The sequence below is a fragment of the Streptomyces sp. NPDC015127 genome (genome assembly GCF_043080095.1).
Lineage (GTDB): Bacteria > Actinomycetota > Actinomycetes > Streptomycetales > Streptomycetaceae > Streptomyces.
Genome location: NZ_JBIBVE010000016.1, coordinates 138544 through 153122 on the forward strand (window position 1 = coordinate 138544; position 14579 = coordinate 153122).

General features: G+C 68.6%; 18 protein-coding genes. 16 read left to right on the forward strand and 2 right to left on the reverse strand.

Annotated features, from left to right (window positions below; genetic code table 11):
• Positions 1-58: 58 nt before the first annotated feature.
• Positions 59-805 (forward strand): MerR family transcriptional regulator, encoded by a 747-nt coding sequence (locus tag ACF08N_RS29095; RefSeq protein WP_392327751.1) that lies wholly within the window; start codon positions 59-61, stop codon positions 803-805.
• Here ACF08N_RS29095 and ACF08N_RS29100 read toward each other — a convergent pair.
• Positions 793-1590 (reverse strand): exodeoxyribonuclease III, encoded by a 798-nt coding sequence (locus ACF08N_RS29100; RefSeq protein WP_392327681.1) that lies wholly within the window; start codon positions 1588-1590, stop codon positions 793-795. The two genes, ACF08N_RS29095 and ACF08N_RS29100, sit on opposite strands and share 13 nt — an antisense overlap.
• Before the next feature lie 74 nt (positions 1591-1664).
• On the opposite strand from ACF08N_RS29100, the gene ACF08N_RS29105 reads away from it, so the two are divergent.
• The 4 genes from ACF08N_RS29105 to ACF08N_RS29120 all read left to right on the forward strand — a co-directional run bounded on the left by ACF08N_RS29105 (position 1665) and on the right by ACF08N_RS29120 (position 6453).
• Entirely contained in the window at positions 1665-2150 is a 486-nt protein-coding gene (locus ACF08N_RS29105) for a GNAT family N-acetyltransferase (RefSeq protein WP_392327682.1), read from the forward strand.
• 110 nt (positions 2151-2260) lie between these two features.
• Complete coding sequence (locus ACF08N_RS29110; protein ID WP_392327683.1) at positions 2261-3214, forward strand: trypsin-like serine peptidase; 954 nt, start codon at positions 2261-2263, stop codon at positions 3212-3214.
• Between the two features lie 879 nt (positions 3215-4093).
• Positions 4094-5191 (forward strand): helix-turn-helix domain-containing protein, encoded by a 1098-nt coding sequence (locus tag ACF08N_RS29115; protein WP_392327684.1) that lies wholly within the window; start codon positions 4094-4096, stop codon positions 5189-5191.
• Between the two features lie 470 nt (positions 5192-5661).
• Complete coding sequence (locus ACF08N_RS29120) at positions 5662-6453, forward strand: NUDIX domain-containing protein (RefSeq protein WP_392327685.1); 792 nt, start codon at positions 5662-5664, stop codon at positions 6451-6453.
• On the opposite strand, the gene ACF08N_RS29125 is transcribed toward ACF08N_RS29120, so the two are convergent.
• A complete protein-coding gene (locus ACF08N_RS29125; RefSeq protein ID WP_392327686.1) occupies positions 6437-7570 on the reverse strand; it encodes a helix-turn-helix transcriptional regulator in 1134 nt (377 codons plus the stop codon). The genes ACF08N_RS29120 and ACF08N_RS29125 overlap by 17 nt on opposite strands.
• 345 nt (positions 7571-7915) lie before the next feature.
• On the opposite strand from ACF08N_RS29125, the gene ACF08N_RS29130 reads away from it, so the two are divergent.
• The 11 genes from ACF08N_RS29130 to xerC all read left to right on the forward strand — a co-directional run bounded on the left by ACF08N_RS29130 (position 7916) and on the right by xerC (position 14543).
• Positions 7916-8254, forward strand: a complete 339-nt coding sequence (locus ACF08N_RS29130) for a hypothetical protein (protein WP_392327687.1) — start codon at positions 7916-7918, stop codon at positions 8252-8254.
• Positions 8255-8259: 5 nt separating this feature from the next.
• A complete protein-coding gene (locus ACF08N_RS29135) occupies positions 8260-9627 on the forward strand; it encodes an FtsK/SpoIIIE domain-containing protein (RefSeq protein WP_392327688.1) in 1368 nt (455 codons plus the stop codon).
• Between the two features lie 141 nt (positions 9628-9768).
• Positions 9769-10440, forward strand: a complete 672-nt coding sequence (locus ACF08N_RS29140; protein ID WP_392327689.1) for a DUF2637 domain-containing protein — start codon at positions 9769-9771, stop codon at positions 10438-10440.
• A gap of 20 nt (positions 10441-10460) precedes the next feature.
• Positions 10461-10652: a mobile element transfer protein gene (locus ACF08N_RS29145; protein ID WP_392327690.1), complete on the forward strand. Its 192-nt coding sequence runs from the start codon at positions 10461-10463 to the stop codon at positions 10650-10652.
• Between the two features lie 16 nt (positions 10653-10668).
• Positions 10669-10863: a hypothetical protein gene (locus ACF08N_RS29150; protein ID WP_392327691.1), complete on the forward strand. Its 195-nt coding sequence runs from the start codon at positions 10669-10671 to the stop codon at positions 10861-10863.
• Between the two features lie 17 nt (positions 10864-10880).
• Complete coding sequence (locus tag ACF08N_RS29155) at positions 10881-11201, forward strand: SpdD-like protein (RefSeq protein ID WP_392327692.1); 321 nt, start codon at positions 10881-10883, stop codon at positions 11199-11201.
• A gap of 91 nt (positions 11202-11292) precedes the next feature.
• Positions 11293-11496, forward strand: a complete 204-nt coding sequence (locus ACF08N_RS29160; RefSeq protein WP_392327693.1) for a hypothetical protein — start codon at positions 11293-11295, stop codon at positions 11494-11496.
• Between the two features lie 5 nt (positions 11497-11501).
• Positions 11502-11687, forward strand: a complete 186-nt coding sequence (locus ACF08N_RS29165) for a hypothetical protein (RefSeq protein ID WP_392327694.1) — start codon at positions 11502-11504, stop codon at positions 11685-11687.
• A gap of 137 nt (positions 11688-11824) precedes the next feature.
• A complete protein-coding gene (locus ACF08N_RS29170) occupies positions 11825-13114 on the forward strand; it encodes a replication initiator (RefSeq protein ID WP_392327752.1) in 1290 nt (429 codons plus the stop codon).
• Entirely contained in the window at positions 13111-13317 is a 207-nt protein-coding gene (locus ACF08N_RS29175) for an excisionase family DNA-binding protein (protein ID WP_392327695.1), read from the forward strand. Before ACF08N_RS29170 ends, ACF08N_RS29175 begins: the two co-directional genes overlap by 4 nt.
• Positions 13305-14543: a tyrosine recombinase XerC gene (xerC, locus tag ACF08N_RS29180; protein WP_392327696.1), complete on the forward strand. Its 1239-nt coding sequence runs from the start codon at positions 13305-13307 to the stop codon at positions 14541-14543. The genes ACF08N_RS29175 and xerC overlap by 13 nt, the downstream gene beginning before the upstream one ends.
• The last annotated feature ends 36 nt before the right edge of the window (positions 14544-14579 follow it).

The window sequence follows — 14579 nt, forward strand, 5'->3', positions numbered from 1 at the left end:
ACAAGTTACCGGCGGTACAACATAGGCTGCTGCTGTGACTGAGGCGCGCGAGTACCGCATGGAGGAATTGGCCAAGGAGGCCGGCATCACGGTGCGCACCCTGCGGTTCTACCGCGAGCGCGGCCTGATACAGCCGCCGCGCCGCGAGGGCCGCATCGCCTGGTACGACGAACACCACCTGGCCAGGCTGCGGACGATCGCCGCCCTGCTGGAGCGCGGTCACACCCTCACCGGCATCGCGGACCTCGCGACCGCGTTCGAGAGCGGACGGGACGTCGGCGAGGTCCTCGGCCTCGGCGAACCCACCGAGGAGACCCCGGTCCGGCTCACCCCCGAGGCCCTCGCCGACTACTTCGAGGGCGAGGTCACCCCCGAGAACTTCGCGAAGGCGCTGGAACTGGGCTACCTGGCGACCGACGGCGACGAAATCGTCCACATCAGCCGCCGGCTCCTGGACGTCTCGGCCGAGCTGGTGCGGGAGGGAGTGCCGCTCTCGGCGGTCCTGGAGGCCGGACGCCGGGTCCGCACCCATGCGGACGCGCTGGCCGAGCTGTTCATCGACGTCCTGACCGCCCACAGCGCGGAGTCGGAGCTGGAGCGCCTGCGGCCGCTGGCCAAGAGCGTGGTCGACGCGGAGCTGTCGATGGCGATGGACCGGCGCCTGCGCAAGCCCTCACCTGGCCTGGAGCACCGGGGTCACGAGCACCCGGGCCCGGCCGGAGCCGCGGACGCCGAGCCGGCCGGCGCCCCGGCCAACGGGCCGGACGACGAGCCGGACCGGCCGGAGCCCTCTCAGAGTTCGTAGACGGCGCTCACCGGCGCGTGGTCGCTCCAGCGCTCGCCGTGCGTCGCGGCCCGCTCCACCCACCCCTTCACGGCCCGCCGCGCCAGCCCGGGCGTCGCCACCTGGAGGTCGATGCGCCAGCCGGTGTCGTTGTCGAAGGCCCGCCCGCGGTACGACCACCACGAGTAGGGGCCCTCCTGGTCGGGGTGCAGGGCGCGCACCACGTCCACGTATCCGGCATCGTCGTACACCCGCGTGAGCCAGTCGCGCTCCTCGGGGAGGAAGCCCGAGTTCTTGCGGTTGCCCTTCCAGTTCTTGAGGTCGGCCTCCTGGTGGGCGATGTTCCAGTCGCCGCAGACCACGACCTCGCGGCCGTCCGCCGCCGCCCGCTCCCGCAGTTCCTTCAGATACGGCAGGAACGCGTCCATGAACCGCATCTTCTCGTCCTGCCGCTCCGTGCCCACTTCACCCGACGGCAGGTACAGGCTCGCGACGGTGACGCCTGGCAGATCGGCCTCCACGTACCGGCCGCTGCCGTCGAACTCGCTCGACCCGAAGCCGATCCGCACCTGGTCCGGCTCGCGCCGCGTGTACAGCGCGACGCCCGCGCGCCCCTTGGCGGCGGCCGGGGCATGCACCGTGAACCATCCCTCCGGGCTGCGCACCTCGGCCGGCAGCTGGCCGGCCTCGGCGCGTACCTCCTGGAGGCAGACCACGTCGGCGGAGGAGCCCGCCAGCCACGGGCCGAAGCCCTTCTTCGCGGCGGCGCGCAGTCCATTCACGTTCACGGAAGTCACGGTGAGCATTCCGGCACCCTACCGACCCCTGAACCGGGCCCGCGCCGCCCGGCTCCCCTTCGCATGCCCGTACGCTTTTCGGCATGCAGCTCAGAGTCGTGGCCTTCGACCACCCCGACGCCGTGAAACTCAATGACGAGGTCCAGCTCGAGTACATCGAGCGGTACGGGGAGGGGGGTGACGCCACCCCGCTCGACGCCTCGATGTTCGCGGCGCCGAGTGGCCTGTATCTCATCGCGTACGACGCCGACGACCGCCCCGTGGCCACCGGCGGCTGGCGCACCCAGGACGAGAACCCGGAGGGGTACTCGGACGGCGACGCCGAGCTGAAGCGCATGTACGTGGTCCCCGAGGCCCGCGGGCTCGGCCTTGCCCGCCGCATCCTCGCCGCCCTGGAGGAGGACGCCCGCGCCGCCGGCCGTTCCCGGATGGTCCTGGAGACGGGCGACATGCAGCCCGAGGCGATAGCGCTCTACATCTCCAGCGGGTACGAACCCTGCGCGAAATTCGGCCACTACCGCTGCTACGAGAACAGTGTGTGCATGGCCAAGTCTTTGACGCGCTCCTGACATAACCACGCTGTTCGTGGCACCCTGCCTCACGCACGTCCTTCCGCACCGCCTCGTCCCCCACCCCGCCCTCGTGCGCCACCGGGCGGGTACGGCAGAAGGAGACCTGCGTGAGACGCCATCGCACCGCGGCCACCACCGTGTTGGCCGTCACGACCCTGTTGGCCGGGGCCCTGTCGGCCACCTCCGCCGGCGCGGCCCCCGTTCCCTCTCCCCCGTCCACCCCGCCCCCCGCGTCCTTCGCCCCGCAGCAGGCGCCGCAGGGCTTCTGGACCGCCGACCGCATGCGCGGCGCCACACCGCTCGACCTGGTCCGCACGGTCCCCGGCGCACTCAAGGCCCCCGAGCCCGGGGGCAAGAAGACGGTCGTCGCGCCGACCGCGTTCCCGCAGCCGGGCGGCCCCTGGACCGGCGGCGGCGCCGTCGTGAAGACGTCGGGCCGGGTGTTCTTCACCTTCCAGGGCCGTACGGCGTCCTGCTCAGGCAACTCGGTCACCAGCCAGAACGGCAGCACGGTCATCACCGCCGGCCACTGCGTGAAGTACCAGGGCTCCTGGCACACCAACTGGGTCTTCGTGCCCGCCTACAACAACGGCCAGGCCCCGTACGGGCAGTGGAGCGCGACGAAGACCCTGGCGACCGACCAGTGGGCCGCGAGCGAGGACATCAATTACGACGTCGGCGCGGCCGTCGTCGCCCCGCTGAACGGCAAGACGCTCGCCCAGACCGTCGGCGCGCAGGGCCTGCAGTTCAACGGCGGCTACAACAAGGCGATGTACGCCTTCGGCTTCCCCGCCGCCGATCCGTACGACGGCAGCAAGCTGATCCACTGCAGCGGCAACAGCTCGAAGGACTTCCTCTTCTCGCAGGACCACAGTCTGGGCTGCAACATGACCGGCGGCTCCAGCGGCGGCCCGTGGTTCACCTCGTTCAGCGAGGCGACCGGCACCGGCCTCCAGGTCTCGGTGAACAGCTTCGGCTACACCTTCCTGCCGAACCGGATGTTCGGCCCGTACTTCGGCAACGAGGCGAAGGCGGTCTACGACAAGGCCCAGACCTCCTGAGGTCCCGCCCCGGGATGCCGGACCGGCTCACGGTCCGCCACCCCGGGGCGGCAAGTCCCCGGTCTCCTGACGCAGTTCGCCTGCGGAGCCGCTGTTCACGAGCCGGTGGCACGGGCAGGCAACTGGCCCCACCGCGGCGCTGCGCCTCGCCACCCGCCCTGCGCGACAGTCCGCGCGATGCTGCGCCACGCGGCCTGGGCGCCGCCCGGCCTGGACGCCCGCAGGGGCGCGTCACCGCAGGGCAGGCGCGTCCCGGCGTGTGACGTACGCCTCTTCCGCCGCCGACCCCGAGGCTCCGCACCGGAACGCCGAAGAGCCCCGATCGGATCTCTCCGATCGGGGCTCTCAGCTGCGGTGGACCTGTGGGGATTTGAACCCCAGACCCCCTCGATGCGAACTATCGGCGGGGCGGTCACTGAGGTCTACCAGGCTGCCCGGCCAGCTCCTCAGGTGCCTTGAAGGTCTGCTGCGGTCGGCGTGGTTGCTGTACTCCGCTGCTGTACAGCACGCCCTCTGACCACCGCCTTCGGAGTTCGATCATTGGCACTCAGCCTCACGTATTCCTGGGGCACCAAAGTGCCGTGCCGGATCGCTCAGGGGTGCGGCTGTGCGTTGGTGTCAGCCGTAGCTGTCAGGGCCGGAAGAGCCTTGAGTGCGGGCAGACCGCTAGTGGATCGCCCGGACGATCTGCCCGCTTCCACCAGACGTGCCGGCCGGAGCACCGCCACAGCATGCGGCATGCTCGCGCGCCATCGTCCTTCCGGCGGGAGAGGACGAATCCGCCAGCCCTCAACGGCTGTTTGCACTCGGGGCACAGGGCGGGCGTTCGGCGGCTAAGGTCAGACGTCAAGTCTGTCGCAGACGGCTACGGGGGCGGAAATGCAGATTCAGTTCAACAGATCGAACAACCGTCTGGAGCTGAGTGACGGCTGGTCTACGACAGCCGACAGGTCGAATGAATTCGATGTCCCTCGCGATCGAGTTGGCGAAGTAACACTTCACCAGATTCGGGATTTCCTAAGAGATGCTGGAAGAGGGACAGGGACCGAGGATGGCGTCCCGGCTTCGTTCATCCTCTTCGGGTCCGCACCGGATGGAATTCGAGTTTACGGCGAAAATGACGTTAGGTACGAGATTCTGGGACTGCTCGGCGAGGATCAGGATCGAATTTCCCTCATCCTGAGTGTCGATTATGTGCTAGCGAGGAATCGGGTAGAGCTTGACGAGCGCTTGACTGATTACTTCACCAGGAGGGGCGTCGAGGTCCTCATGGTTAGATTTTGCGGCCCGGCAGAATCGATTGAATTGCATGTCGCCCTCCCCCTGGACTGGACGGTGCTGCAGTGTGCGGCCTTCTCGGACACGCTGACCATGCTCCTTCAGAACGATCGGCTTAACCTGAAGACACCTGCGGGAGCGTACGCGCTGGTTGGTGCTGGAGCTCCCGCGATGGTTCTAGGGGAAGCTGAAAATGAATGGCTGGAGGTGAAGCGGGAAAGCTATGGAATTGCCGCTGAGTCGCAAAAGTATGAGTTCGCTTGCGACGTAGCCTCGTTTGCCAACTCCGACCTGGGGGGCCTAATTGTCATCGGAATAGCTTCATCGAAAGATTCCTCGGGAAATGATGTGCTCGCACGGGTTACTCCTTGCAGGCGTGGGTCGCTCAATGTTCAGCGATATATGCAGATCCTTCGAGATCGCGTCATTCCGCCCGTGGAAGGTTTGCGTATAGATGTCGTGCCTGTTGGAGTCGGCGACGTCATGGCCATCTACGTGCCGCCTCAACCTGAAGAAATTAAGCCGTTTATAGTCAAGGGGGCGGTTGTTGATTCGAAGGTGAGCGGTTCCTTTCTCTCCATCCCTCACCGGCGTGGATCCGATAAGTGGGCAATGAGTCCTGAAGCTGTGCATTCCATGCTTGTCGCGGCGCGAGTAGTACTCCGAGGTGTTGGAGCTGGTGGCGCTGCCGATACGTAGTGGACGCTGGACATCAGGTCGGGGTAGCGGCTTTGGGCGGGAGCTGCCATGGGGCGAGAGATCGGGGCCCGTAAGCTTGCCGCGACTCGGGCAGTCTGTGGACCTGCCCGCTAAAGCCCGATGTGGGCCCCGATCTTCGAGGCTCGCCCCATGGTGGCTGCCTAAAGCCGTGGAGCCGACCGCCCCAGCCCCGTGCCGGCCTCGTTCTCACCTCGGGCAAGACGTCTCGCTCTAGTCGCGCGGCCGGCGTAGCCGGGGACGGAGCGGGGCGGAGACAGGAGCGTCGTCCCCGGCGGTGACGCCGGGGAGCGCGCGGCGAGCGGAGCGAGCCGCCTTGAACCCGTAGAGAAGATTTCTACTCACCGCCTCCGCGGCAGCCGTGGGGCCCGTGATCGTCACCTGTTGGCGGTCAGTCCTGGCGGCTACGCTGGTCCGCGCCAGCTGATGACATCAGGGAGTGGGCTCAAGGGATGGGACCGAAGTCGGAGCGGGTCTACCGCACGATCCGCGAGTGGGTGGCCACGGGCAGGCTCAAGCCCGGCGAAAAGCTGCCCTCTGAGCGCACCCTTGAGAAGGAACTCGAGATCGGCCGCACGCAGCTGCGTACCGTGCTGGCGAAGCTCGTGGCCGAGAAGGTCATCGAGTCGTACGCCCGCAGCTCCTATCGGGTGCCGTCCCGTTCCGTGAGCGTCGAGCGCCCGGCCGAAATGGAGTCCTGGCAGATTCACGGCGAGCGGACCGTTTACGACAACCGCTGGGTGAAGCTGGCGCTTGTCGACGTCGAGCCGCCCGGCGTCGAGCGCTTCGAGCATCACGTCGTGCGGCTGCATCACGTCTCGATCGCCGCCGTCCTGGACGATCAAGACCGCGTGCTCATGCTCTGGCGCTATCGCTTCGTCCCCGACAAGTGGGGCTGGGAGCTTCCCGGCGGCATCGTCGACGAAGGCGAAGACCCGCACACGACTGCCCTGCGCGAAGTCGAGGAAGAGACAGGCTGGCGCCCGGATCACCTCGACCACGTCGTCACCTACCAGCCCATGGTGGGCATGGTCGATTCACCACACGAAATCTTCGTCGGCAAGGGCGCCCAGCACGTTGGCGACCCCACCGATATCGAGGAGGCAGGCCACATCGCGTGGGTGCCGCTCTCGGACATCGCAGGCCTCATGGCCAGGGATGAGCTGATGGGATCCGGAACCCTCGTGGCGCTGCTACACGTCCTCGCCTCGCGTGGGCAGGGAGCCCCTACAGCCTCTGCGTGAGCTGCTCGATACGGCGCAAGTAGCGAACGGATCCCGTCCGCTTCGCCAACAAGCGTGCCTCCTGTAGGTGCTCCTGCGCCTGGGCATGTTCCTCGCGTGCCAGGTGAGCTTGGGCAAGGTTGCATCGCAACCCTGACGTGGCGCGGATGAACGTCGGGTCGGCTTCATCGAGGGCGGTATAGAGACTGCTGAGCGCATCGTCTTCGCCTAGCAGCGCGAGCGAATTCCCCTGCCACCGGGCTAGGTGCCCGCCGTTCAAGAAGATGCTGACCATGTCCGGGTCGCGTACTTCGGAACCATCGGGGAGCGCAGCGTCCGCCCTTTCGAGTGCTCGCCGGCAGTCGTCCACCAAGCCTGCGTTGGCACACAGCTCGGCCTCCGCGGCGTATAGCCATGCCTGCAACCGCGGCGACATCTTGCTTCCGCCCAGCCGCTGCGCTTCGCGTACGAGAGCGACCGCTGTCTCTGGGCGGCCTGCGTCGCTAAGGACATACGCCTGCTCGGCTGTGGCGTGCGCCAGATACATCGGCTCGCCTGCCTCCTGCGCTGCCCGCTTGCCCAACTCGTAGTGACGCCAAGCTCTTTCGACGCCTCCGGCATCGAGAGCCTGCCAGGCCGCGAGTGTGGCGGCTCCGGCCAGAGCGAGAGCAACAGGGCGGCGAGTCTCAGGAAGAACGGCGAATGTGAGAGCGTCCTCAAGGGTCGCCAGGTGGCCCGTCATCTGATCGACAAGCGCCGCGGCACCCATCTGACGGTCCACTGTGCGCAGCAACTCGGTCTGGTCCATGAAGGTCTTCACCATCGTGAGACTGACGCTGCGAGCCGAGTCGATACGGCTGATCAGTTCGTCGTAACCGCCCACTGCTGGGGATGGCGCCGCTGGCGCGTGCCGGCCGAACAGCTCCTCGTCAGTTACGCCCAGGACCGGGCGCAGGATCTGCGAGTAGCGCTCGCTGATGGCTCGCCTGCCGTTCTCCCACTCGGAGACGTAGACACGCAGGCTGGCGGTCGACCCGACATCGAGCGCATGCCGTCTCGCGTACTGCTCGATCTCGTGAATAAGGCGCGCTTGTGACCACTCGCGCCCGTTCCTCACCTCTCGCAGCCGGTTGGACACCTGTACCGCCCCCGAACGTATGACAGCTCTACAGCAGCATGCCTCACATCGGCGCAGGTCGTCAGGGGTTAACAGGCCGGGTTAACGGTGCGCCAGTGAACCTCTGTTGACTACCGAGCAGTTGGCTGGCGCGGTTCTCTAGAAGCGTCGCAGGAAGGCGAGTTGAGAAGCCGGATCGCGACAACGCTTGACAGCTGGTGCGCACCAGATGCAACCTACTGGTGCGCACCAGTTGGAACGCGAACGTCCTGCGGTGCTCTCGCAGGACTCCCACAAGCCAACGCAGAAGCGGCGCCCTACCGCCAAGCAAGCCGCCGCTTCCGCCCCTATCAGGGAGCTTCCATCATGTCATCGTTCAAGATCGACACTTCGACCGCTGTCGTCTTCGTCGCCGTCGAGCCCAAGGCGAAGGTCATCAACAAGCAGACCGGAGAGATCGCGGTCGACCGGGAGACCGGCGCGAAGATGATGACGGTCGGCCTGACCATCGCGGACGAGGGTGAGGCGAACCTCTACACCGTCTCGATCCCGGAGACCGGTGTCCCGGAGGGGATCACGCTCGGTATGCCGGTCAAGGTCGTCGGCCTCAAGGCGCGGGACTGGGAGAACACCTTCAACGGTGAGAAGCGGTTCGGCATCGCGTTCCGCGCGGTCGCGCTGGTCGCTCCGTCCTCGAAGGGCTGAGCGGGATGTCGACGAACACGCTCCTCGTCTTAGCCCTGGTCGCCGTCGTCGCGGCTCTGGTGCTGCGGCGGCTGCGCCCGGCCTGGTACTGGCTGAGCATCGGCGTCACGCTGGCCGTGGTCCGGGTGGTCGTCCGGTACGCCTCGGTCATGGACGCCTGCGGGCTGACCGTTCCGCCGTCCCGGCTGCGGCTCACGCTCGCCCGGCTCACCAACCGTCCGGCACCCGAGTCCCGGCCGCCGCGCATTCTGCGGATCCGCCCGACCCGCACTGGCCTGGTGCTGCGGCTGAAGCTCCAACCCGGTCAGGACGCGTTCGACTTCGCGGCCTCCACGGACCGGCTGCGGCACTCGTTCGCCATGCACGGCATCACCTCTCGTGAGATCAAGTCGGGCGTGGTCGAGCTGCGCATGACCGGCTACGACGTGCTCCAGCGGGTGCAGATGCCCGCCAAGGTCGAGCGGGAAGGGCTGCGCATCCCGGTCGCGCTGCGGGAGGACGGAGAAGTCCACTACCGCAACTATCAGGAGGTTCCGCACTCGCTGAACCTCGGCGCGACCAAGTCAGGCAAGTCCGTCTACCAGCGCCACCTGGTCAAAGAACTCGCGCCGCAGCATGTCGCCCTGGTCGGCATCGACTGCAAGCAGGGGGTGGAACTCGCCCCGCTGGCACGCCGGTTCTCTGCACTGGCCGACAACCCCGACGATGCAGCCGATCTACTCGAAGCCCTCGTTTCCCGGATGGCCGACACGTACCAGGTGATCCGGCGCGAGCAGAGGATCAGCGCGGACACCCCCGATGCGGAGATCACCGCCGACATCTGGGGCCTACCCGAACACTTGCGGCCCGTGCCCGTCGTCCTCCTGGTCGACGAGGTCGCCGAACTGGCCCTGTTCTCCAACACCGCGGAGAAGAAGCGCCGCGAGCGGATCATCACTGCCCTGGTCCGCCTCGTCCAACTCGGCCGCGCCGCCGGCATCTACGTGGAGATCTGCGGACAGCGCTTCGGCGCCGAACTCGGCGACGGCATCACCATGCTCCGTGCCCAGCTCACCGGCCGTATCTCGCACCGGGTCAACGACGAAGCCTCCGCCAAGATGGCGTTCGGCGACATCTCCCCCGACGCCGTACTCGCGACCACACAGATCCCGGTCGAACGGCCCGGCATGGCAGTGGCCGGGGACTCCACGGGCGGCTGGGTCCGCATCCGTACGCCGTTCACGACGATGCGGCAGGCCGTGAACGCCTGCACCGCGCACGCCCACCGCACACCCGCGCTCGATGGCCTGGAATCCTTCCGCCCGGTGCTCCCGGACCTGGTCCCGGCTGAGACCCCAGCACCTGCAACGGCTGCCAAGCCCGTCACTGCCTGACCCGCTCCCCTCTCGGTCGGCGCGACCACTTACGCGCCATGTCCCTACCCCCGCCATGCCTGAAACGGACCGCCGGGGCCCGGCGACCGGCCCTCGCGCCTCGCCCGGCCCCGGCCCAACCACCTCAAGGAGGTGAAGACCGTGATCCGCTCGATCCGCCTGGACGCCGTGCTCGTGCAAGCCGTCATCGCAGGGGCGCTGTCCTTCGCCCACCTGCACGACCTCGCCGCCGCTGCTGGACAGGACGGCTGGAAGGCGTGGGCCTATCCCGTCTCCGTCGACCTGCTGCTCGTCGCCGCCTGGCGACGCCTGCGCATCCTGCGGGCCCAGGGCGAACCGGCCCGCGCCGCATGGACCTGGTTCGCCGTCGCCCTCACTGCCTCACTCGGCGCCAACGTCGCCACCGCGGGCCTGCTCGACCTCAACGACGTGCCCGACTGGCTGCGCATCCTCGTCGCCGGTTGGCCCGCCCTGGCCTTCCTCGGCGGCACCCTCCTCGTCCACGCACCCACCGCTCCGGCCGCTGCCGACGCTGAGCCTGTGGAGCCGCTGCCGGTGGTCGAGCCGTTGACCGTGCCGGCCGAACCCGCCCCCGCCCCTGAGCCGGACGCAGTCAAGCCTTCAGAGCCTGTACCGGCGCTGCCCGCCGCGCCGCCTCCGGTGGATGTACCGCCCGCCCTCGTGGACCACGCCCGCAAGCTCGCCGACGCCCACCGCGCTACGACCGGCACGCCGATTGATGCCGCCACCCTGCGCGATCGCCTGGGCCTGCCCGGCCCGATGGCTGACCAGCTCGCCGCCCACCTCGCCTGACACAACAAGGAGTTCAGCCCATGCCTGCCCGCGACTTCTTCCACTCCGTGATGCGGATCGGCCCCGTGCAGATCGGCACCCACCGCGACCGCCACGGACGCACCGAGCACGCCGCCGTCTGCTCCCGCGACAACTGCGGCTGGTCCGCCGACTTCGCCACCCAGTCCGCCGCCCAGCTCGCCGCCCGCACCCACCGCTGCCGCGCCAACTGACCCAAGGAGACCCGCCGTGAACGTCGAACTTCCGCTGATCGTCCTCGTCGCCATCTTCGGCTACTTCGGCATCAAGCTCATGCGCCCGCCGACCTGGCTCATCGTCGTGCTCCTCCTCGGCGGCTTCCTCCTCGCCGACACCTTCCTCGCCCCCGCCATCGAGTCCACCACCCGCACCGGCGTCGACGCCGTCAACAACACCACCAAGTGACCGAAGGGAGAACCGCCATGCTCCGCCCCAAGATCCCGACCATGCCGACCCCGACCGGCATCACCACCCCGCCCGCCGTCGTCCAGCCCACGACGGTCCAGCCCGCGCCGACCCCAGCCCCGATGGCCTCGGCGCCCGTGCCGGCCACCCCGGCCCGGCCCACGGTCCAGCTCACCCCCGGCACCGCGCTCGCCCTCGTCGGTGGCGGCACCGCCGTGGTCCTGGTCGTCGGCGCGGTCCTCGTCTCCATGCTCCTCGCGGTCGCCGTGACCGCCGCCTCGGTCGCCGTCTGCGCCGTCGTCCTGCGCTCCCTGCTCAACGGCCAGCGCCAGCGCTGACCGGCCCTCCGGGCGGCCCTGAAACCGCCAAGTCTCCGCCACCCGGACGGCCAGCCCCTACCCGACTTCATCAACCGGAAGGACCTTCATCATGCCCCAGCACCGCCACACCCCGGCCCGTATCTGCCCCTCCTGCGACGGCTTCGCCTCCGCCGCCGTCACCCTCGGCGGCCGCGACCGAAACGGCCAGCGCCGCACCATCACCGCCCACTGCCGCACCTGCCACGGCACCGGCACCGTCCCGCCCCTGCGCCAGCTCCTCGACACCGCCGCCGACACCGCGTTCACCCGCTGACCGCCGTGGCCGACCTCGCGCCCACCGCCGACCGGCCCGGCGTGCACGTCGCCAAACCCGCCCGAGACTTCCCCGCCACCGGCTCCTACGCCTGCCGCTGCGGAACCTCCGGCCAGGCCACGGGTGACGACAACGTCCGCGACCTGGTCGCCGAGTGGATCGACCACCGCAACACCTGCCCCCACCGCTAACCCCGCCGGGGCACCGCCCGCACTCCTGCCGGCCGGTGCCCCGGTCCTCTCGCCTCTCCCGAAAGGAGGACCGTTCCTTGACCACCACCGCACCGCCCCCGCTGCGAGACCTCGCCTTCCTCGCCTCGCTCGGCACCATGCCCGGCCTCATGCGCCAGCTGAAGGGCTTGGGCGGCTGCACCACCCCGATCCGACTCGACGGCCACCGCACCGACGTCCACACCGGAACCGGCGAGATCCTGCACCACCTCACCGCCAGCGACCTACCGGCGGGGAACCTCCTCGTGCGCTGCAACAACCGCCGTACCACCCGCTGCCCCGCCTGCGCCGAGACCTACCGCCGCGACACCTACCAGCTCATCACCGCCGGACTCCGCGGCGGCAAAGGCACCCCCGAACGCGTCGCGACACACCCCAGGGTGTTCGCCACCTTCACCGCCCCCAGCTTCGGCGCCGTCCACAACCGCCCCGCCAAAGGCCGCTGCCGCTGCGGCACCAACCACCCGGCCGACGCCCCGGAACTCGGCACGCCGCTCGACCCGGAACGCTACGACTACGAAGCGGCCGTGCTCTGGAACGCGCACGCCTCCAAGATCTGGGCCCGGTTCTCCATCTACCTGCGCCGCGAAGTCGCCAAGCGCGCCGGACTCTCCCAGCGCGCCTTCAAAGAGCACGCCCGCGTCTCCTTCGCCAAGGTCGCCGAGTACCAGCGCCGCGGCGCGATCCACTTCCACGCCGTGATCCGCCTCGACGGCCCCGACGGCGGCGACACACCGCCCCCGGCCTGGGCCACCGCCGAACTCCTCACCGACGCCATCCGCGCCGCCGCCACCACCGCCGACGTCCCCGGCCCCGTCATCGACGGACGCGCCCACACCTTCGCCTTCGGCACCCAGCTCGACATCCGCCCGATCCGCTCGGCCGACTTCGAAGGCGGCACCGAACTGACCGAACGCGCCGTCGCCGCCTACATCGCCAAGTACGCCACCAAAGGAGCAGAGACCGCGACCGGCACCCTCGACCGCCCCATCAAGTTCCTCGCCGAACTCGGCCGTAAATCCATCCCCGAACACGCCCGCCGACTCATCCGCACCGCCTGGACCCTCGGCGCCCGCAAAGACCTCGAAGACCTCCGCCTCCGCGCCTGGGCCCACATGCTCGGCTTCCGCGGCCACTTCTCCACCAAAACCCGCCGCTACTCCACCACCCTCAGCGCACTCCGCACCGCCCGCGCCGAATGGCAACGCCTCCAAGCCGCCATCGCCCGCGGCGAAGACCCGACTGCCGCTATGCCGGCCAATCCGGACGACGACACCACCCTCGTCCTCGCGCACTGGGCCTTCGCCGGAACCGGACTCACCCGCGGCGAGGAATGGCTCGCCGCCTCACTCACACCCGACAACACGGAAGGAGCACTCACGTCATGACCACCACCGTGATCGAGCGGAAGTGGCACACCACCGCCGAGGTCGCCGACATGCTCGGCTTCGGCCTGTCCAAGACCAAGATGCTCGTGCTCACCGGGGAAATCCGCTCCGTGAAGGTCGGCCGTAACCGCCGCATCCTCCCGGCCTGGGTCGACGAGTACGTCGCCCGTGTCGCGTCCGGCGCCGAGGGGTGGGCAGCATGAGCGGCAAGCGTGGCAACGGCGAGGGCTCCATCTACCCGTACAAGAACGGCTACGCGGCCTACGCCTGGGTGGACACCCCGGAGGGCAAGCGCAAGCGGAAGTACGTCTATGGGCCCACCCGCGCGGCGGTCCATGAGAAGTGGGTCAAGCTCCACGCTGAGGCACGCAAAGGGCCTGTGGCCACCAGCTCGCCGACGCTCGGTCAGCACCTCACGTACTGGCTCAAGGAGGTGGTGGAGCCGGACCTCAAGCCCAAGACAGCTGAGACGTACGCCATGCACGTCCGCCTCTACATCCGCCCCGGCCTAGGTGACAAGCGGCTCGACAAACTCACCGTGCGAGATGTACGCACCTGGGTCAACGCGCTGTCAGACCAGTGCCAGTGCTGTGCGCAAGGCAAGGATGCCAAGCGGCCCATTGATGAGCGGCGCTGCTGCGCTGCCGGCCGGTGCTGCGAACAGGTGCCCTCTCGGCGCACGGTGCAGGACGCTCGCGCTGTGCTCCGCTCGGCGCTGACTAACGCGATGACCGAGGAACTGGTCACGAAGAACGTGGCGGGCCTCGTCAAGGTGCGGTCAGGCAGGAAGCGCAAGCGTGAGCCGTGGTCGGTCGAAGAGGCGCGGTCGTTCCTCGAAGCTGCGCGGACCGCTACTGACCCGCTCTACCCGGCGTACGTGCTGATCCTCGTGCTCGGCTTCCGCCGCGGTGAAGTGCTCGGACTCACCTGGAAGAACGTGGACCTCGATGCGGGAGAGATCCGGGTCGAGCACCAACTACAGCGGATCAACCGCCAGCTGGTGCACGACGAGACCAAGACCGAGGCATCGACCGCCACGCTCCCGCTGCCGCAGATCTGCGTGACGGCCCTGAAGCTCCGCCGTGAGGCACAACAGATCGCGAAGCGGGCCGCGGGCGAGTTGTGGACGAGTTCCGACTTCGTGTTCACCACGCGCTACGGCACCCCGATCGAGCCGCGGAACTTCAACCGCGCGTTCGCTGCCCGCTCGGCCAAGGCTGGCGTTCGTAAGATCCGCCTCCATGACACACGTCACACTTGCGGGTCCCTCCTCGCCGCCCTCGACGTGCACCCGCGGATCGCCATGCAGATCCTCCGGCACAGCAAGATCGCGGTGACGATGGAGGTGTACACGCACATCCCGTCCGAGGCCACGCGCAAGGCGCTGCGGAAGCTGGGCAAGCACCTGGGCGGGCCGGATCAGATGTAGTTGCTGTACTTCACTGCTGTACGACGCCGAAGAGCC